Here is a 20130-nt window from a genome sequence, read left to right as displayed (position 1 = left end):
ATTAAACTCGACCTTTTTGACTCTTGTATTCCAGACATAAAAAAACCTCCAATTGGAGGTTTTTTTTATATCTAAAACTTAATAGTTAAACCAATAAGGTTTAGATATTAAGCAAGACTATGCTTTACGACGAGCTGCACCAGCTAAGCCTAAAAGACCTAAACCGAAAATAGCTAAACTAGTAGGTTCTGGGATAGAGTTACCTGAAGCATTAGCTGAAGAGGTACCATACTTTCCACCTTTAAAATTAACGCTAGCGTCAAGTCTAATGTCTGATCCTAAAACCTCACCATTTGTATCAAACTGTCCCGCAGCAGTACCACCAGAAACACTCCATAATGAATCTAAAGTACCTACATCAGCAGTATAACCCGCACCTTCCTTTAAAAAATCAAATGATAAAGATAAAAAAAGCGAACCATCTGCTGCGTTATCAACATCAGACTGACCATTTATACTACCAAGATTAAAGTCAGCACTGTCATCAAAGTATATGTTAAAGAAACCTGATGTTGCAGACGCACTTAAATCATATAAAGAACCATCATTAATTGGGTTACCATCAAATACTAGTCCACCAAAAGTAAAAGTTAGTTCACACGTAGTACAAACAAAATCTGATTGACCATTCAAACTGCTTATTTGACCAACGCCTTGCAACATTGAACCGACAGTTGATGGAAAACCAGGTTGTTCTGCTGCTAGATTTGGTGCGCCTGCAGAATTAAAACCAGCGTTAGAAAACCATTGGGTAAATACCGCTGAAGCGCTGAAGTCTTTATTTGTTAGCGTCTGGTAATCAGGATCCCAAGTTACGCCACCAACAGTAATGTCTGATGCTGATGCTGAAATACTTGCCAATGCGAAAGCACCGGCAGTTAATATTTTAGAGAACTTATTCATAATTTTTATTTGTCCTTTATCTAGGGTGTTTTCATTAACATAAAACGATTTAAGTTAACAAAAGGCAATCCGTTAACATTTCTTTTTATAATGCACTTACCGTACCATAAAAATAAAAACGCTAATTATCATAAGCTAAGTGATAAAATACAAATAAAATACAAATAAAATACAAATAAATGTAAAAAATACTGACAGCTTTGAACAACCAATCTAGCTCCTAGATTTAGCTTGATTATTTAGTAAAGTCTTAGCTTTAATCAAATATTCCTTGGCTGCAGCATCAGTTGAACCAGACAAAATTGCGTCTTCAAGTATATTAATTCCTTGGCTTAATTTATTATTAACTATGAGAATAACACCGTAAGACTCTTGGATAGCTAAACTATCAGGTTGTAATTGGTATGCCTTTTCTATATTTATAAGTGCTTCAGCAGTTTGATTTAATTTAAACTGATTCCATGCTAAGTTATTAAATACAATTGCATTATTAGGTATTTGTATTGACAAAATTTGGTACTGAACAATTCTCTTCTTTCTATCTTGTGGGCTGTATAATTCTGCAAGTAAGAAGCGAATTTTGCTATTGTTAGAGTGTTTATCAAGATATAGCTCTAATAGTCTCTCTGCTTCTTTATTTTGTTTATCAAATCCCAATGTTCTTGCTAAATTCAGTAAATTTAACTCTGTAGGTTCTTTTTCATAAGCAGCAGAAAAATGTTCAATGGCTTGAGGGTAATCCTTTTCATAACTATAAATTTCACCCGCAACGCTATCAAGTAGATGATGATTGGTTTTTTCACCTTTAATCGCTTCAAATAAACGTTTTGCTTCTCTATAGTTTTTATTTCTCGTTTCAAGATAAATTAACGATGTAGTAATATTTAAATTGTTCACGTAATAGCCGTGTACTTTTCTTGTTTGCTCTAGGACTGCCGTATCTTCACCTAGCCACTCTAATGTACTAATGTATCTAATATTCAAGAGGTAGTCTTTAGGTTCAAGGGCTAAACCTTGCGCAAAAGTTGTATTAGCATCTTGATACTTTTCTAATTCTAAATAACTATCACCCAACAACATAAAATAGTTTGATGTTAAATTAACAGATTTATTAATATCCCTTAATATTGTTACTGCTTTTTCAACTTGTTGATCTATTCTTAAAGCTTGTGCTAGTGCAATTGTGCTATAGAGATTATCGGTCTGATAATTTCTAACTAGAATAGTAAGAACGTCTTCTAAAGATTCTTTATTTCCAGCTATAGAGACTAATGATTTTAAAGCTCCCTTATGTCTTGGAGATAAACTTATAAGCCGATCAAAGTAAGTGATCGCTTTTGAATTTTCTGCAGCCCTTTTATGAAGTAAGCCAAGGTTATACAAACTTGCGATATTTTTAGGGTTTAATGATTGTGCTTTTTCAAAACTGACTTGCGCTTTAGCCCTTTGTTTTTTATTCAGAAAAATAAAGCCTTCTAACACATGTCCAATATCTGCTTCTTCGACATTACTTTTATATAGATCCGCTATTCTTTGAGCTTTATCTTCTTCACCTGTATTCAGATAGCCGATAGCTAATGCCACTTGAACATGAGTTAGAGAAGGATCAAGCTGAACTGCACGCTATATCAAATCTATACCACTAGCATCATTTTGGGACAGTAGCATAAAACCTTTTTGAGCGGCTATTTGCGCATTATTAGGAGCAATTCCCTCTGCTTTATTTATTAACGCCAATGCATTATCGACATAACCAATGTCCATCAAACTTGCACTTGAATACTTCAATAGTTGTAAATCGGCAGTGGTCAAACCCTCTAGAGATGAGAAGCTTTCAACTGCATCAGTGTAATAACCTAACTCAAATTTTGTTACCGCAAGTATTTTTTTAATTAAGAGGTTATTAGGCACTCGATCCACAATAGCATTTAACTTAGTATACGCTTGTTCAACATCTCCTAAAAAATATGAACTAACCCCTGCGATAATTTTAGCACCTAAAAAGTCTTGTCCATGTTGTAATGCTTGTTCGGCATAATCTCTTGCAGCACTATAGTTTTTCTTTTGATATTCGAGTTGTGCTTTAAATTGTAATGCTATTGAAGAGTCTTTATATGCTTTTAATAAGGTATCTGTGAGTACATTTGCTTGTTCAAACTTTTCGGCTTTGATCAGGCTATTTACTTCGAAAAAACGTATTTTATAATCTTGTGGGTGATAATTAAGGTAAAGTGCAAAAGCCCCACTGGCATGCTCAAATTCTTGCAGTGCATAATACAAGTGTCCTTGTATCAACAGTGCTTCAGTAGCGTCAGCTTGCTTAATAAGTAAGTTACTAATAACCACTAAACCTTGGGCAAACTCTCGATCTGCATAATGAACATAAGCTTGTGCTATCTGGCTATAAGCAGCACCTTGATTAATAGCTATCGCTTGTGTTAAATAATCTTGCCCTTGAGCAGTTTGATTCTGTTTTAATGCAGTAATACCTGCATAGGTTAATACCTCTACATAATCATCATCAGTCAAATCATCACTACGTTCAACTAACGGATAAACCTCATCCGCTTTATCTAAATGAGTTTTTACTCTTGCCATCAGCGCAACTATATTAGAGAAATCTAGGCCTAATTCTACGGCTCGAGAAAATTCTTTTTCTGCATTAATAAAATTACCTTGTTCTAAATAAGCATTCCCCAGCTCAAAGCGAGCATTAGCATTTTTAGGCTCAAGACGGACCGCATTTTTAAATTCTATTACAGCACTAGAAAAATCCCTAACTTGAACAAAGCTGTTACCGCTACTAATGAATTGCTGCGCTGTTTTTGTATCACTACACGCACTTAAGATTAACGTTAATATTATGGCAGAAGGTTTTATATACTTTTTCATATCAATTCTCTTTCTCTATTTCACTTAGCTTAAATAAACTAAAAACGACTGTTATAACAGTCGTTTTTTGAACTGGCCAAGTAGAGTTATAACTGTGCTAACAGCTTCGATTTTTTCTCTTGCTGCTCATCTGTTGCGGTAGCAACTTTATTTAATAAATCTTTTGCTTCATTTATTCGATTATTTGCAATAAGTGCTTCAACATAATTCAATTGAATATCAACATCCTTACCTTTGGCTATTTCAGAAGCTTTAGTAGCATATTTCAAGGCTGCTTTTTTATCACCGGAACCCAATAACACCTTACCGTAAGTATCAACAATATTGGCAATTTTCGGCGCCAATTCAAATGCCTTTTCAGCGTGTTCTAGGGCTTTACTGATATTATCTTGCTCCAAATATAACCAAGCAAGGTTGTTATGAGCAACTACATTCTTCGGCTGCTTTTTCACAACATCATCATAAACAGCAATCGCCTTATTGCTATCATTTTCAAGGTATACACCCGCAAGCATTGTTTCAATACGGTTATTATTAGGATCAATAGTCAAATAGTGCTCTAACACTTTTATTGCCTTGGTATTATCTTTATTGCCTAAATGAGCTCCTGCTAAATAAATAGCATTTGGACTGCTAGGATAAGTCTGATAAAACACGGTTAACTTAGGTAACGCTTGAACATAATTCTCTTCTAAAAGAAATATTCGCCCAAGTAGGCCTTGCTTAAGTGCGTCATTAATATTTTTATTCACTAGAATTTTATAAAGACTTTTCGCAGCAGATATTTGCTTGTTATTTAGCAATAGCTGCATTTGAATTAACTGTAAAACCAAATTATCTTTATGGTTCTCAAGTCCCCTTTTAATCACAGTTAAAGCACGCTCATAATTTCTTTGGCTCGCGTAAAAATCAGTTAATAGCACAACAGCTTCAATGTGATAAGGGTTCTCTTTCAACCACTTTTCTAACATAGGTCGTATTTTTTCGAAATTCTTTTGTTTTTTGTAGGTAAGTAACAATAGTTGCCAATAACGTTTAGGTAACTTTGCAGTATCGGCTTTCGATACAAGTAAACTTTCGGCTTGTTTTAATTGACCTAAACTCACCATCGCTTCAGACAATAATATAGTTTTATTAATATCTGTTTTATCAAGTTCATAAGCAGCGGCCAGTTTTGCTAGTGCCATTTCATTACGATAAACACCAAAGTACTGTCTTAGTACTTTATTATTTGTCGGCGCAATAGTGATCAAATAATCAGCGCGCTGTTTACTCAAAGGGATGTTTTTTTGTTTGCGAGCAATACGTAATTGTTCGGTCAATGCAAAAAAATTGTCTTGATCTAAGCTTAAACTTTTCTTAAGTGCTTGCTCTGCTTGATCATATTTTTCTTCTTTTATAGCAATACTCGCTAATAAATTAAAGCTGCTAGCTTTATCTGGGTATTGGTTTTGCCATTTTTCAGCAATGGCCTTAGCCTTAGCAATATCACCTCTTTGTAATGCGGAAAAAGCTATTGCTAATTCAGCTTCGATAAGCTCAGGGTTGAGCGTTATTGCATCTTGTAAATTCTCTATGCCTGAAAGGTCGTTCATCATTAATTTTAAAATACCCTGACGGGCATTATTAACAGCATTTTCCGAACTACTTTGATTATTTTGAGCAAGTAACTTCTTAGCCTCTGTAGTCGCCCCAAGCTCTAATAGCTTATAACTTAAAGAAGATATAAATTGAGAGTTAACCTCATCAGTGCCATCAAAATCACCAATAGTGGCACTAATTTCATCGATTAAACCTAGTTCTAATTGAGTAACTGCTAGCATGCGACGAGCTTGATGATCATTATGTAGGTACTTAATGATGGCACTTAAGTGATGATAACTTTGCTGCCAATTTTTAAGATAAAAAGCACTAGCTCCTGCCACTAATTTTAAATTAAATTGATTAAAGTCTGCCGATAATGCTGCTTCAGCGTGCTCACTGGCTTTGGCAAAGTCTTTTGCTTGAAAGCGCACCATGGCTTTAATATAGTTCGCAAAGGGTTGGTTATTAACTTTAGTTAATATAGCATCTGCATGTTGCTCAGCTTCCTCATCATGACCCGCTTTAAGTAGTGCATTAGCTAATAATAATTGCACCATAGTAAATCGAGGTTGTAACGCCATATATTGCTTAAAGCTATCTACCGCGAGTTGATATTCTTTAGTCACCATCGCGACTTGTCCCTGCAACATTAGCGCATCAACTTGCTTGGCATCTATGGTTAAAATTCTCGAAATAAGGGTCTTTACTTCATCATATTTATTTTCTGATAACTGAAAATACGCCAGAGCTAGCATGCTATAAAGGCTTTGTTGGGTAATCGACTGCGCTAATTCAACACTTTGCTTTGCTAATTCTGGTTGTTCGCTGCGCAGCGCAGCTAGTGTTTGGTAGGCTAGATATTGACTTCTTTCCTCAGCAGCGAGCTCCTTAGCTGCAGTACTTAATGCAATTACATCACTATCACTGTCAGTTAAGATATAAGCACGTGCTAGTAGGGGTATAACTTTGTTATCCGGATATTTTAATGACTGCGCTCGCTCCAGTTCTTTCACCGCAGCAATACCATCACCTAAACTTAAATAGATTTGACCTAATAAAAAACGTGCTTCAGCATTTTTAGTGTCAGCTCGAATAGCATTTTTCAACTCAATAATACTTTCATTAACTTTGTTTTAATTTAGATAGCTTTTTGCATTTTCTAAATGAGATTCAACAGAGGCTTGTTCACCACAAGCCGATATAGCCAGAGCGATACTTAAATAGAGAGAGGCTTTTACAAATTTCATATCAAAATTCCTTTTGCGGTTATCATCATTATTAAGCTAACAAAAAATAAAACCCATTAACAGCGTAGCTAATGGGTTTTTTATTAAGCTCGAGTGTTGAGCAAGAGACTTGAAACCTTCAAATTGCTGTAACATTGATGGTCAGTCACCAAAATAAGCACATCTGCCCAGTTATCAATATCACTGATTGTTTCTTGTTTTTCACAATGCCAGCTTGGTGCGAATGGGTCATGGTAATTAACGTCAACACCTGCTTTATTAAAGTACTCAAGGATTGCATCAGCAGGAGACTCACGACAGTCATCTACATTGGCCTTATATGCCACACCTAAGATACCTACCTTTTTACCGACTAAGCTAGCTTGAGTATTACCTAGTAATGCTAGTGCTTGCTCTGCCATTATACTTGGACGTTTATCATTAATTTCACGTGCTAAACGAACAAATTCACCCGCTTTAGTGTTTTCAACTAAGAACCAAGGGTCAATCGGAATACAGTGGCCACCAACCCCAGGTCCTGGTGTTAACACATTAACTCTTGGATGACGATTTGCTAAACGAATAACTTCATAGACATCAACTTCAAGCTCTTCACATATTTGTGATAATTCATTGGCAAAAGCAATACCAACATCACGTGAAGTATTTTCGACTAATTTGATACATTCTGCCGTAGTTAGGTCAGTTAAAAACACTTCACCTTTGACAAAGCTTTGGTAAATTGTTTTAACTTTCTGCTGCGCTTTAGCGCTTGTTGCACCAATTATCCTGTCATTGTGAACAAGTTCATGTAAGGTTTGCCCAGGAATTGCACGCTCAGGGCAATGAACAACATCAATCTTTAAACCAGCCTCAGCGAACCGTTGTGCAACAGCAACACTTGTTTGTGGTGATATGGTCGATTCAACAATCACGGTTTGACCATTTTTGGCTACTTTAGTTATAGCATCAACTGCGCTGAAAACATAACTTCGGTCACAGCTATTATTTTTGTGTGGTGTCGGCACAGCGACTAAATACGTTTCGCTTGAAGAAATCTCGGTACTGGCGGTTAAAAAGCCTTGTGAAACAACCTTAATAATAAGCTCGGGTAAACCGGCTTCATCAAAAGGACATTGTGCTTCATTAATAGCAGCCACTTTATCACTGTTTAAATCAACACCGGTTACTTTATAACCCGCTTCAGCTAATAAACTTGCGATTGGTAAACCCATATAGCCCATACCAATAACACTTAGTGTTTCATTTTTGGCAATAATTTCTTTTTCAAGTGTACTAGGCACTGAATTAGTGATGATATCTAAAATAGTTTCCGCTACATGACCATCGCCAAAAGGGTTACTCCAACTAAAACTAGCTGCATCACTAGCAAGCCATTTATCTGCTGCTGCTAACGCTCTATCAGCATCTCTGCCAACTAATACATTCGCGCCTACTTCAATTGATTCAGGACGTTCAGTACTTTCACGTAAAGTGATACAGGGTACACCCAATAAACATGCTTCTTCTTGAATACCACCAGAGTCAGTTAAAATTAACTGTGCATGTTTTTGTAATTGAATAAAGTCAAAATAACCAATGGGTGGAATAAGCTTTAAGTAACTTGGTAATTCTATCGAAAACTCTTTTAACTTAGCTTGAGTTCTTGGATGAATCGGCCAGACAATAGTTTGACTGTATTTTGCATGTAATTTATCAAATACCGCTAACAGTTCTAATAAGTTTGCTGGGATATCGACATTAGAAGCACGATGAGCGGTTACTAGGAAGAACTTTCCTGAAGTGACACCTAAATCGGCCAAAATGGTACTGGTGCTGGCTGAAATATCTAAATGTTGAAATAATGAATCTGAAACCGTATTGCCAACAGTGAAAATTTTATCACCATCAATCCCTTCTTTCGCCAAAATAGCATACTGATTTGGACCAACCGCAAATAAGTATTCACTCATGTGATCGGTCAGAATACGATTAGTTTCCTCTGGCATCGTGCGATCATAACTACGCAAACCTGCTTCAATGTGACCTACTTTAATATCAAGTTTAGACGCCGCTAATGCGCCAGCTAATACTGTATTAGTATCACCTTGTACTAAAACTACATCAGGCTTTTCTTGCAATAAAATGGGCTCCATCTCAATTAAAATATTGCCCATTTGATTACTATGTAAGCCAAAGCCGACACCCAAATTATAATCGGGTTCAGGTAACTCCAATTCTTTAAAGAAAATGCTATCCATCTCTTGAGAGTAATGCTGATTAGAATGGATGATGAAATAGGCAATGCCGCGTTTTTTACATTCATGAATAACGGGTGACATTTTGATTATTTCTGGGCGAGTGCCAATGATAATCCCTATTTTCATTTTGCTTCCTTATGTTGCTAAATTTATACAGATAATTTTATTTATTGTAAAGCATTTATGGATGCAAGTAACAGTGCTTCAGTGAATTTATTAACTATTTGTTAACTCTTTACTTTACTAAACTTTTACATACTAATTCAATTAACGGACCCTGCATATCTCGTTGAGAAAAAGCGTGGTCCGCCTGGCTAATTGTCAGCTGATTTATAGTAGCGCGAGCCATTAACTCACGCCAGTGCTTATTACTTTTAACTAATAACTTAAATTCATCGGCAGTTAAATCATTACCGCTCAGCAATGTATCACACGTACCGTCAAACTAATTTAACCCTTGTAGCATTTGCGTTACAAAGTAGTCTTACTTATTAATATCATTACTGGCTTGGCTTTGCTGATGGAAACTTTGAATATCAGTAAATGTCGATTTTGTTTTGACTTTTCCTGGTAAAAATTTTGCCAAAAATCTTTACTAATAAATCGTTGAACATAATAGCTACGAAGATAAGCTTTTACTTGGATTTGTATTTGCCTACCCCAAGGGTTTACTAAGAACACTTGTTTTATCTTCACTTGTTGAGGACGTTCATTGAGGTAAAGTAAAATAGCCGATGCTGCATCGCATAACCCCCATATAGCCAAATGAACAAATAGTCAGTGGCTACCAACGCGAGTTTGTGGACCACCAACAACAATGATCACGCCTGTATTAGCCTGCCCTTGATGAATTGGCTCTGGCAAATGCTCAATGACAACTAATTGTCTGCCATTATTGCTAAAAATAACACCTTGCTCACTTATCCGTTTGTCTCAGTTTTAGATAAGACTAACTTCGAAAAAGATAATTGAGAAAAGAGTAGCTGCTTTTGCGTTAAAAAGGATTGCGTAACTGACTAGGTCTTTGTTGATAATAGCTGGCATAATTACTGTTCCCTGTTTGATAGACATTATCCGTTTTAGAAAATATGCGTTGATAAGGAAAGTATTCAACTAGTGCTTGTGCAACTATCCCCTCTTCAAAAGCACCAAGTTGCATACTATGCCACTGATGTTCTTGCGCTATATAGGAAAATAATTGCTGTAGGTCTTCTTTAACTGAGGAAGTGAAAAATATTGGCTCTGCAACTGATGAGTAGAAACTCGTTAACGATGTAATATGATGCTTTGACGATGCACTTTTCTTGATAGCACTATTATCAAAAGTATGCACCAAAGGCCAAGCAATACTTAATATCGGCTCTTCTCCATCAACTATTTGATGTAAGCAATGAACGATCACTTTACTCTTAGCGCTGAGCATAAATTCCTCAGTCGCCGCTAACCAAGGTAGGGTTAATTCAAATAACCTCGCCTTCGGCATCTTACCTTTATGCTGGGTTTCATACTGAATTTTATATAGGTCAATAAATTCAGTAAATGAAAGCATGCGATAAGAGTAATACTCGCTCTCAGTCATAAAAGAAGACTACTCAGCCAATAACAAAGCTAATACTTGCTCTGTTTTTTCCTGCATTAATGCCACATCACCTTTAGACTCAACATTTAAACGAACCACTGGCTCTGTATTGCTGCTTCGCAAGTTAAAGCGCCAGTTACCAAACTCCATACTGATCCCATCTGTTTTATCAATCACTTGTGCTTGCTCTTGATAAAAAGCAAAAACACGGGCGATGGCTGCTTTAGGATCGGCAATGGTATTATTAATTTCACCCGATGAAGGGTAAGCCGCTATACGTTCTTTTACTAAACTAGAAAGCGGTTGTTTACGTAAACACACAAGTTCAGCAATTAACAACCAAGGGATCATACCGCTATCGCAATAGAAAAAATCACGGAAATAATGATGAGCACTCATTTCACCGCCATAAATAGCATCTTCACTACGCATACGTTCTTTGATAAAAGCGTGACCCGTTTTACTTTGAATGGCTTGACCACCTGCTTTTTCAGCAATATCAATAGTATTCCACGTTAAGCGAGGGTCATGGATTATTTTTGCTTCTGCTTTACTGCCTTCAATTTTATTTAAAAAATTCTCGGCTAATAAACCAACAATATAATAACCTTCAATAAACTCGCCGTTTTCATCAAACAAGAAACAACGATCAAAATCGCCATCCCAAGCAATACCCATATCAGCACCATGTTTAATTACCGCATCACGCGTTGCTGCACGGTTTTCGATAAGTAATGGATTTGGAATACCGTTAGGGAAGCTACCATCAGGCTGATGATGTACTTTAATAAATTCAACCGGAACATTCAGCGCATTAAAGGCGCTTTCAATGGCATCAAGCGCAGGGCCTGCCGTACCATTTCCAGCATTTACTACCAACTTCAACGGGGTGATGTTTTTATCGTCGATATAGGTTAATAAGTGTTCTGTATAAGGCTGAGTAATATCAACCTTTGTTAGCTTACCTACTATTTCAACATCAACAAAGTCGTTTTTTTCGGCAAGCGCTTGAATATCGAAAAGCCCCGTATCACCACTGATAGGTTTTGAATTTTCACGTACTAGCTTCATGCCATTGTAATCAATAGGATTATGACTTGCTGTAACGACAATGCCACCGTCGCATTGTAAGTGACTGGTCGCGAAGTAAATATGTTCTGTACCCGCTAAACCTAAATCAATAACGTTAGTACCACCAGCCATTAAACCTTCCGCCAAAGCAAGCTTTAACTCTTCACTGGTTAAGCGAATATCCCCCCCCACTACCACGGTTTTTGCTTGTGTATGTTGGGCAAAAGCGCGACCAACGCGATAAGCAACATCAGTATTTAATTGTTCGCCTAATTTTCCGCGGATATCATAAGCTTTGAAACAAGTAATTGCAGAAGGGCCTGATGTTAAGGCAACTTTAGATGGTGACATGGAATAATCTCGTCCTTGGTATTGTATGAATAATGGTGGTTAACTATTGAGAATAAAACAGTAGTAAATAAAGAGTACAGTTAACTTATATTAGATTAGCTTGATGTTATTTTTTCTTCTAATTCAGCTAATTTAGCTTCAAGCTCAGAAATTTTGGCGCGTGTTTTGATCAATACTTGCGTTTGCACATCAAATTCTTCGCGTGTTACCACATCAAGCTGTGATAATTTACTCTGTAAAACAGATTTCGCTTTATCTTCAAAATCACTCGCCATACTTTTTAAGCCAGGAGGGATAGATTCTGTTACTTGCTTGGCAATTTCTTCAATTTTTTTTGCATTCAACATAATAATTTCTCATCAATTTTCACTTGTTAGCATTGTAACTGTTTTGCCGATGACTAAAAACAGGTAAAATCTACCACATGAAAGTTTATTCGAATTAAATAACGATAAAAGTAATGAAACTAAATCCCGGACAAAATGAAGCGGTAAAATTTGTGAGTGGTCCATGTCTAGTATTGGCTGGCGCTGGCTCAGGTAAAACCGGGGTTATTTGTCAAAAAATCGCCTACCTCATTCAAAAGTGTGATTACAAAGCACGTAATATTGCCGCGGTAACGTTTACCAATAAAGCGGCACGTGAAATGAAAGAGCGTATTCAAAAAATGCTCGGTCGAGACCTGACTCGTGGTTTAACGGTCTCTACGTTTCACTCGCTAGGGCTTGATATTGTTCGTCGAGAAATAAAGATCCTGGGTTACAAGCCCGGCTTTACCTTATTTGATGATCAAGACAGCCTAGCATTACTCAAGGAATTAACCATTGATGAACTTGATGGTGATAAAGATTTATTGAGTAAACTGCAAAGCAAAATTTCAAATTGGAAAAACGACTTATTCTTACCTGATGATGCTCTAAAAGCTGCAAATGATGCCGACAGCAGTGAATATGCTGAATTTTATCAGCGCTATCATAAGCATATGAAAGCATACAATGCATTGGATTTTGATGATCTGATTCTGATCCCAACATTGTTAATGAAAAACTATCCTGAAGTGCGTGAGCGTTGGCAGAACAAAATTCGTTATTTATTGGTGGATGAATATCAGGATACTAACGCTAGCCAATACGAATTAGTTAAGAACATTACCGGCGAACGTGGTCGCTTAACTGTAGTGGGCGATGATGATCAGTCTATTTATTCATGGCGTGGTGCTAAACCAGAGAACTTAATACTGCTTGGTAAAGATTTCCCTGCGTTAAAATTAATTAAACTTGAGCAAAATTATCGTTCCAGTGGTCGTATCTTAAAATGTGCCAATGTACTTATTGCCAATAATCCGCATGTGTACGACAAAGCATTATTTAGTGAACTTGCCTACGGAGTCGAGTTAAGAGTTATACAAGCAAAAAATGAAGAGAATGAGATTGAGCGCGTTATAGGTGAACTCATTGGTCATCGCTTTATGAACCGCAGCCAATATAAAGATTACGCGGTACTTTATCGTGGTAATCACCAATCTCGTTTGCTTGAAAAAGCACTAATGCAAAACCGTATTCCTTATAAAATCAGTGGCGGTACTTCGTTTTTCTCCCGTCCAGAAATAAAAGATGTCATGGCCTATTTGCGCGTACTGGTTAACCCTGATGATGACAATGCCTTTTTACGTATTGTTAATGTCCCTAAGCGTGAGTTAGGACCTGCTACCTTAGAGAAATTAGGTACTTACGCTAACATGCGCCAAATTAGTATGTTTGCTGCCAGTTTTGAACTTGGCTTAGAACAAACCTTAACCGGTCGAAGCTTAATGAAAATGCAAGCATTCACGCAATGGGTCGTTGATATTGCTGATCAGGCTGAACGCGGTGATACTGCCGCAGTATTACGCTCTATGATCCGACAAATTAATTACGAAGATTACCTATACGATACCTCGATGAGTGCTAAAGCAGCCGAGATGCGCATGAAAAACGTTACCGAACTCTTCAGCTGGGTTACCCAAATGCTTGAAGGTAGTGATGACGAAGAGCCCATGACGTTACCGCAAATTGTTACTCGTTTAACTTTGCGCGACATGATGGAGCGCAATGAAGAGGAAGACAGTAACGATCAAGTTCAGTTGATGACACTGCACGCCTCTAAAGGCCTAGAATTTCCTTATGTATTCTTAATAGGTATGGAAGAAGGTTTATTACCCCATCAAACCAGTATTGATGAAGGCAGTGTTGAAGAAGAACGTCGCCTTGCTTATGTGGGTATTACCCGCGCTCAACGTGAGTTAATATTCACTTACGCGAGAGAACGCCGTCAGTTTGGTGAATTGTCTCGTACTGAAGCCAGTCGATTCTTGCATGAATTACCGCAAGATGATTTAAATTGGGAATTAGGTGCAGCGAAGAAAAAGACGGTTGAGCATGTTGAGCAATCAAATAAACAGGGCATGGCCGGTTTACGTGCTCAGCTAGCTAAAGCCAAGGAAGCTAAAAAATAAGTTTACAGCCTTAACTTGAACGATTTAACTTGAGTGATATTTATTCACCTGAACAATATGTAAATATTAGTGTAGGCTCAAGAAATTATTCAGGTATTAATTAACTCTAAATTCAATGTGTAATTAAGTGATATCTATAGATGAAAAAAATCAATAATATAGCTAATTTAAAAGGTGTTTTACTCACTCTTATAATATTTTGGCAAGCGACTTTGTCTGCCAATACACTACCCAAGTCTTTAGCTGAGAGCACCAATAATCAACCTAAAGAAGTACCTATGTCTGATACTGTTCCAACCGTAAAAAAGGCATTAGTTATTCAATTAGAAATCGTTGAATTAACTGATAATAGCGGCTTAATTTATATAGGGGGGAAGGTGAACGCAGCCGATATTGAGCTGTATTTATCTCAAATGAAGGAAATACTAGGTGATGATTTTACTCGTTATCGACAATACCAAAGCGAAAGAGATCATCAGACTTTCCACATGACATTAATTAATCCATACGAATACAAATCAGTCACAAAAGAGGTTGATATCGGGACAGTTATGTCTGTATCTTTAATGGGCTTAGGGCAAGTAAGTAAAAATGATAAAACAACATATTTTGTTGTTGCTCAATCCCCACAGGCATCAAGTTATCGTCAGAACTTAATGTTAACTGATAAAGACTTTCATGTAACCTTAGGGTTTTATCCTAACGATATTTATGGTGTTAGCAAAGGAATAGCAACACTTATCAAATAACATACTGTATTAAAACTTTGTGTTGTTTTACTAACATTCTTTAGAAGAGTATTACTCTCGCCACCTAAGTAATACCAATCAGACTAATTTATTGAGCACCTAGCCAAGATTATATGGTTTCAAGGCAAGGCATTGGTTGAGGAGAATAGCTCCTGCATTATCTAACAACCAGCTACGAGTAATTAAATGCTAGTGGCTTAACAGAATCGCCCCTGCAATAATAGCTGCTGCAGCAACAATACTGTAGATAATGCGATGGTTATTTTTACTCTGGTTCGCCAACAGTGTTTGCATTAACTGCGTTTGTTGGTGCTGGTTTTCACGGCTAGTTTTTAAGTAGTCGTAAATTAAGTCAGGCATTTCAGGTAGTTTTTCGTTCCAAAAGGGTAAATTAGCTTTAATTTTACTTAAAACTGCTTTAACGCCCATTTGCTCTTTCACCCAGTTTTCTAAAAATGGTTTTGCTGTTTGCCATAAATCTAACTGCGGATAAAGCTGACGACCCAAACCTTCAATATACAACAAGGTTTTTTGCAGTAAAACAAGTTGCGGTTGTACTTCCATATTAAAGCGACGCGCAGTATTGAATAAATTAACTAATACTTGTCCAAAAGATATTTCTGACAATGGTTTGTTGAAAATAGGCTCACAAACAGTGCGAATAGCAAACTCAAATTCATCCACACTAGTATTGGCTGGCACCCAACCAGAATCAACATGTAATTGAGCAACTTTTCGATAATCACGATTAAAAAAGGCAACGAAGTTTTCAGCTAAATAGCGTTTATCTTCGCGATTTAATGTACCAACAATACCGCAATCAATAGCAATCCAAGTAGGGTCTTCTGGGCTAGTGGCATCGACAAAAACATTACCTGGATGCATATCAGCATGAAAGAAACTGTCACGAAATACTTGTGTGAAAAAAACCTCTACGCCGCGTTCAGCCAGTAATTTCATATTCACACCAAGCTGGTTAAGAGTCTCTACCTCACCCACACCAATGCCATATATACGCTCCATAACCAAAACATTTTCAAAACTATATGCACTATGAATTTCAGGTACGTAAAGCGCTTTGTCGTACTCACTGCCTTGTTCAAAATTACGCTTTAATTGAATAGCATTAGCTGCTTCACGATTAAGATCTAATTCATCTAAAATGGTTTTTCGATATTCCTCAACCACTTCTTTTGGACGTAAACGCTTACCATCCGGTAACCAACGCGCTACGACGCCAGCAAACAATGACATCACTTTAATGTCGGCTAAAATAGTTTTACTGATATTAGGTCGCAACACCTTAATAACGATATTCTCATTTTTATCAGTTGTAAGTAGTGTTGCAGTATGAACTTGCGCAATAGAGGCAGATGCTAAAGGGATAAGATCGAAGTCTTTAAAGTGTTTTTCAAAAACATCTATGCCCATTGCATTAATGATAAGCTGTCTTGCTTGTTCACCGTCAAACGGGGTTACTTTGTCTTGTAGTAAGGCGAGTTCATTGGCTAATTCGGGTGGCAATAAGTCACGTCGAGTTGACAGCATTTGGCCAAACTTAATAAAAACAGGCCCTAAAGATTCTATAGCCAAGCGAAAACGCTGCTCTGGGGTTTTATCTTTATGCTTATTTCTCAACCAAAATAAGCTGTGCCTGCCGACTTTGGCATACCAAGGCAACATATCCGCAGGTACCATCTCGTCCAAACCGAAATTTAAGAAAGTTTTGACTATTTGATAAAGACGTTGACTACTCACGACGGTTATTATTTCCTATATATTATTAGTGCTGATAGAGCTATTAGTGTTATTCGCTAACTAAATTTTTACTGCTTGCCTGCTATATTGGCAACAAGTTTATCGATACGCGCAGACAAGCTATCAACCTTACTCGCAGCGTCTTTAGTTTGTTGATTAAAAGCATTTATTTGACTACTTGTCACTACCAAACGTTTTTCATGTACAAGATACTCGCTAATATCCGCTTCAAGTTGCTTACCTGTAGCCAAAAGCGATTTGGTAATTTTATTACCAAACTGTAAAAGTTTATGAGTAGGTACGTCACCAAGGTGTTTAGCAAGCTCTGTTTGCCAATCTATTTCAAGTGATTGTGCAATGTTGGCAAATTGTTGTGCTATTTTGATATCACCACTAACATCCAGCTCATCTTGTTTAATTAATTGTGTCAGAGACTGATTGGCTTTTAATTTTTTAAGCGTACTAACGCTCGTTTTTATGCTGCAATCACTACATTCAATAGTAGACCTAACAATGATCACAACTGGGCTAGAAGTATTATCAACAGTAAAACATAACGGGAATGAGAGTTCTGCCAACTCAAGCATTAATGTTTTTTGAGCGACAGTAGCAAAAGAGAGTGATTTATTATTTAAACTTAACGCCTTATTAATGATTAATTCAAGCGTTGCCGTTGCCACTTGTGGTAATAATAAACTGTCACTCAACTTGGTGCCAAATTGAGTACTGAGCTGATTACTTAATTGCTTACTTAATTGAGTATCAGCCTGGTTATTAGAAGGTTTCATTGTTAAAACTTATAACCTTTGTGTAAAGCAACTACCCCACCAGTTAAGTTTTTAAAGCTCGTTTGTTCAAAACCAGCTTTTTCCATCATATCTTTCAAGGTTTCTTGATCTGGGTGCATACGAATTGACTCGGCTAAGTATTGATAACTTTCACCATCTTTTGCTACCAGTTCGCCCATTTTAGGCAATATATTGAATGAATAGAAGTCATAAGCTTTATTCAATAATTCATGTTCTGGTTTTGAAAACTCTAAAACGAGTAAACGTCCACCCGGTTTTAGTACAGAATAAATAGAGCGCAAGGCTTTGTCTTTATCCGTGACATTACGTAAGCCAAAGGCGATGGTGACAATATCAAAAGTATTTTCTTCAAAAGGTAAATATTCAGCATTTGCTTGTACATATTCAATATTTTGAACTAAGCCTTTATCGCGTAATTTATCACGACCCACATTTAACATTGAGCTGTTAATATCAGCTAATATAACTTTGCCTTCTCGTCCAACTAACTTCGAAAACTTAGCCGTTAAATCACCCGTACCACCCGCTAGATCTAAGACCTTATTGCCTGGGCGTACACCGCTTGCATCAATAGTAAAACGTTTCCACAAACGATGAATACCAAATGACATTAAATCATTCATCACATCGTATTGCTTAGCCACCGAGTGAAATACCCCTGCAACCATAGAAATTTTGTCGTCTTTTTCTATCGTTTTATAGCCAAAATGCGTCGTGCTTTCATTGTCTGCATCGACTGACGTATGTGGGGTTGTAGATAAGTCACTGGCTTGAGAGTTTTGATCTGTGGGGGACATGATATTTTCACTTAAAGCAATATTAAAACTATAATTGCCGATAGTTTACTGTATGCATGCTAAATCACCAAATGCCCTACTGACTTTTTATTGATCTAACTAAAACAAAGGTGTCATAAATCAGTAATAAATACTTAAAAGACATTTATTTAGGCTAGATTTAATGTAATAAAGCAACAAATATGAAATAAAATTACAAATTTATCTTGCGAGTATAGAGCATGTACTCTATACTTCTCTGCGTTCTCTAATGCGGACGCTTGTTGTAATAATTGAATATTTTAGCTTTCCTCATAGCTAAGTCACCGATAGCCTTGCTATCGGTTTTTTTTTGCCTTATTTTTGTCTCTACCATAAAACTATTCTCATCCCCCTTATTTCAAATAGCTTAGATCCATTAGAAACTAGATAAGTAATTAAGCAACGACTCTAACTTGTACTGTTAATCAGCAAAATCAATCGAGTTGTTTGCTCCGCCTTAACACGGTAAAATATTGTTCATCTATACAAACCTCCTAGGCAACCATGTCAATCAGCAGCGAACAACTCAATACCATAGAAAAATACGATGAAGAAAAGCGTTTAAGCTACTTACTTCAACAAGTGGTTAGCAACAAAGAAATTTGGATATTAGCTGACGAGCATGGTTGTGTAATGTTAAATACCGAAGATGAAGATTGCGTGCCTGTATGGCCAAACGAAGAGTTTGCGCAACGCTGGGCAACCGATGAATGGCAGGAATGTAAAGCTGAAGCTATATCATTAGACAAATGGTACAGTCGCTGGAGTACTGGCTTAGTCGATGATGAACTAGCGTTGGTTACTTTTCCAAATCAAGATAATCAAGGCTTGGTATTATTTCCTGAAGAGTTTGAAGAAGCCTTATTAAAAGAAACCAAGAAACAAAATCGAAAGTAAATGGCTATATATACCCCTATGATATTTTGAAAATCGAGTTTAAAGAGGTCAGATTGATTCAGGAGAATATGCTCCTGAACAATTCCTAATAAATAATGGTACAAATGGTACAAAATCCAATCACGGATAAATTCACTTTACATTGAAAGATTTCTAACCCGACAATCAATAGTATCTAGAGGTAAAAATGGAAATCCGCATTGGTTCACTAACACATCCTGCAGTCATCGCATTGTTAGATCAGCATCATCAAGATATGTTGTTACACTCTCCAGAAGAAAGTGTACATGCACTCGATTTATCAGCATTAGCGCAAGAGGACATCACCTTTTGGTGTGCTTGGAAAGATGATGCATTAGCAGGCTGTGGTGCCTTAAAAGAGTTAGACAATGCTCATGGTGAAATTAAATCCATGCGAACCTCACCAGACTTTTTACGCCAAGGCATGGCTAAATTACTTTTGGAATATATGATCCGCGAAGCAAGTAGTCGTGGTTACCAAAAACTAAGTTTGGAAACAGGCACTATGGCCGCCTTTTTACCGGCACAAAAACTCTACCAACAACTTGGTTTTCAAGTTTGCCCGCCCTTTGCCGATTATCAAGAAGATCCTTACAGTACTTTTATGACTAAAACCATTAGCTAGATAAACTACCCTGAATAATTTTGTACTTGAACTTAACAAAAAGTAAGTTAAAATAACATTTATCGTCATTTGAATGATATTCGAATAAAATT

14 protein-coding genes and 1 pseudogene are annotated in these 20130 nt (G+C 36.8%); 4 read left to right on the top strand and 11 right to left on the bottom strand.

Annotation, left to right across the window (positions count from 1 at the left end):
- Positions 1-117: 117 nt before the first annotated feature.
- From ESZ36_RS16040 to ubiK, 8 genes and pseudogenes are all read right to left on the bottom strand, one after another.
- A complete protein-coding gene (locus ESZ36_RS16040) occupies positions 118-903 on the bottom strand; it encodes a PEP-CTERM sorting domain-containing protein (protein ID WP_146789732.1) in 786 nt (261 codons plus the stop codon).
- A gap of 213 nt (positions 904-1116) precedes the next feature.
- Complete coding sequence (locus ESZ36_RS16035; protein ID WP_146789730.1) at positions 1117-2487, bottom strand: CDC27 family protein; 1371 nt, start codon at positions 2485-2487, stop codon at positions 1117-1119.
- A 39-nt stretch (positions 2488-2526) separates the two neighbouring features.
- Positions 2527-3795, bottom strand: coding sequence for an XrtA/PEP-CTERM system TPR-repeat protein PrsT (gene prsT, locus ESZ36_RS16030; protein WP_146789728.1), 1269 nt, complete (start codon positions 3793-3795; stop codon positions 2527-2529).
- 86 nt (positions 3796-3881) lie between these two features.
- Positions 3882-6500 (bottom strand): annotated as a pseudogene (gene prsT, locus ESZ36_RS16025) (XrtA/PEP-CTERM system TPR-repeat protein PrsT); the annotation flags it as partial.
- Positions 6501-6709: 209 nt separating this feature from the next.
- Positions 6710-8992 (bottom strand): non-hydrolyzing UDP-N-acetylglucosamine 2-epimerase, encoded by a 2283-nt coding sequence (gene wecB / locus ESZ36_RS16020; protein WP_146789726.1) that lies wholly within the window; start codon positions 8990-8992, stop codon positions 6710-6712.
- An 868-nt stretch (positions 8993-9860) separates the two neighbouring features.
- Complete coding sequence (locus ESZ36_RS16015) at positions 9861-10445, bottom strand: hypothetical protein (RefSeq protein WP_146789724.1); 585 nt, start codon at positions 10443-10445, stop codon at positions 9861-9863.
- A gap of 9 nt (positions 10446-10454) precedes the next feature.
- Positions 10455-11867, bottom strand: a complete 1413-nt coding sequence (locus ESZ36_RS16010; protein ID WP_146789722.1) for a phosphohexomutase domain-containing protein — start codon at positions 11865-11867, stop codon at positions 10455-10457.
- Between the two features lie 95 nt (positions 11868-11962).
- A complete protein-coding gene (gene ubiK, locus ESZ36_RS16005; protein ID WP_146789720.1) occupies positions 11963-12214 on the bottom strand; it encodes a ubiquinone biosynthesis accessory factor UbiK in 252 nt (83 codons plus the stop codon).
- A gap of 113 nt (positions 12215-12327) precedes the next feature.
- Here ubiK and rep point away from each other — a divergent pair, with 113 nt between their 5' ends.
- Both rep and ESZ36_RS15995 read left to right on the top strand, forming a co-directional pair.
- Complete coding sequence (gene rep, locus ESZ36_RS16000) at positions 12328-14361, top strand: DNA helicase Rep (RefSeq protein WP_146789717.1); 2034 nt, start codon at positions 12328-12330, stop codon at positions 14359-14361.
- Between the two features lie 140 nt (positions 14362-14501).
- Positions 14502-15110 (top strand): hypothetical protein, encoded by a 609-nt coding sequence (locus ESZ36_RS15995; RefSeq protein WP_146789715.1) that lies wholly within the window; start codon positions 14502-14504, stop codon positions 15108-15110.
- Between the two features lie 189 nt (positions 15111-15299).
- Here the strand turns inward: ESZ36_RS15995 and ubiB are convergent, their stop codons facing one another.
- The 3 genes from ubiB to ubiE form a co-directional block, all read right to left on the bottom strand.
- Positions 15300-16868 carry a ubiquinone biosynthesis regulatory protein kinase UbiB gene (gene ubiB / locus ESZ36_RS15990; RefSeq protein ID WP_146789714.1) on the bottom strand — a complete coding sequence of 523 codons (1569 nt, stop codon included), beginning with the start codon at positions 16866-16868 and terminating at the stop codon, positions 15300-15302.
- A gap of 68 nt (positions 16869-16936) precedes the next feature.
- Positions 16937-17656, bottom strand: coding sequence for a ubiquinone biosynthesis accessory factor UbiJ (locus tag ESZ36_RS15985; protein ID WP_146789712.1), 720 nt, complete (start codon positions 17654-17656; stop codon positions 16937-16939).
- Positions 17657-17658: 2 nt separating this feature from the next.
- Positions 17659-18474, bottom strand: coding sequence for a bifunctional demethylmenaquinone methyltransferase/2-methoxy-6-polyprenyl-1,4-benzoquinol methylase UbiE (ubiE, locus tag ESZ36_RS15980; protein ID WP_146789710.1), 816 nt, complete (start codon positions 18472-18474; stop codon positions 17659-17661).
- A gap of 525 nt (positions 18475-18999) precedes the next feature.
- On the opposite strand from ubiE, the gene ESZ36_RS15975 reads away from it, so the two are divergent.
- Together ESZ36_RS15975 and ESZ36_RS15970 are read left to right on the top strand one after the other, a co-directional pair.
- Positions 19000-19392 carry a DUF2750 domain-containing protein gene (locus ESZ36_RS15975; protein ID WP_011041166.1) on the top strand — a complete coding sequence of 131 codons (393 nt, stop codon included), beginning with the start codon at positions 19000-19002 and terminating at the stop codon, positions 19390-19392.
- 187 nt (positions 19393-19579) lie between these two features.
- On the top strand, positions 19580-20038 hold the full coding sequence (locus ESZ36_RS15970) for a GNAT family N-acetyltransferase (RefSeq protein ID WP_146789708.1): 459 nt from the start codon (positions 19580-19582) through the stop codon (positions 20036-20038).
- The last annotated feature ends 92 nt before the right edge of the window (positions 20039-20130 follow it).

The sequence above is a fragment of the Colwellia demingiae genome, assembly GCF_007954275.1.
GTDB lineage: Bacteria > Pseudomonadota > Gammaproteobacteria > Enterobacterales > Alteromonadaceae > Colwellia > Colwellia demingiae.
Note: the sequence above shows the minus strand (reverse complement) of the source record. Positions and strands in the feature narration are given on the sequence as shown.

What these genes read in the sequence shown, in the direction of transcription:
- ubiK (WP_146789720.1), bottom strand. Translation starts at nt 12,214, where the DNA reads ATGTTGAATGCAAAAAAAATTGAAGAAATTGCCAAGCAAGTAACAGAA.
- ESZ36_RS16040 (WP_146789732.1), bottom strand. Translation starts at nt 903, where the DNA reads ATGAATAAGTTCTCTAAAATATTAACTGCCGGTGCTTTCGCATTGGCA.
- ubiE (WP_146789710.1), bottom strand. Translation starts at nt 18,474, where the DNA reads ATGTCCCCCACAGATCAAAACTCTCAAGCCAGTGACTTATCTACAACC.
- ESZ36_RS16015 (WP_146789724.1), bottom strand. Translation starts at nt 10,445, where the DNA reads ATGACTGAGAGCGAGTATTACTCTTATCGCATGCTTTCATTTACTGAA.
- rep (WP_146789717.1), top strand. Translation starts at nt 12,328, where the DNA reads ATGAAACTAAATCCCGGACAAAATGAAGCGGTAAAATTTGTGAGTGGT.
- ESZ36_RS15985 (WP_146789712.1), bottom strand. Translation starts at nt 17,656, where the DNA reads ATGAAACCTTCTAATAACCAGGCTGATACTCAATTAAGTAAGCAATTA.
- prsT (WP_146789728.1), bottom strand. Translation starts at nt 3,795, where the DNA reads ATGAAAAAGTATATAAAACCTTCTGCCATAATATTAACGTTAATCTTA.
- ESZ36_RS15995 (WP_146789715.1), top strand. Translation starts at nt 14,502, where the DNA reads ATGAAAAAAATCAATAATATAGCTAATTTAAAAGGTGTTTTACTCACT.
- ESZ36_RS15970 (WP_146789708.1), top strand. Translation starts at nt 19,580, where the DNA reads ATGGAAATCCGCATTGGTTCACTAACACATCCTGCAGTCATCGCATTG.
- ESZ36_RS15975 (WP_011041166.1), top strand. Translation starts at nt 19,000, where the DNA reads ATGTCAATCAGCAGCGAACAACTCAATACCATAGAAAAATACGATGAA.
- wecB (WP_146789726.1), bottom strand. Translation starts at nt 8,992, where the DNA reads ATGAAAATAGGGATTATCATTGGCACTCGCCCAGAAATAATCAAAATG.
- ESZ36_RS16010 (WP_146789722.1), bottom strand. Translation starts at nt 11,867, where the DNA reads ATGTCACCATCTAAAGTTGCCTTAACATCAGGCCCTTCTGCAATTACT.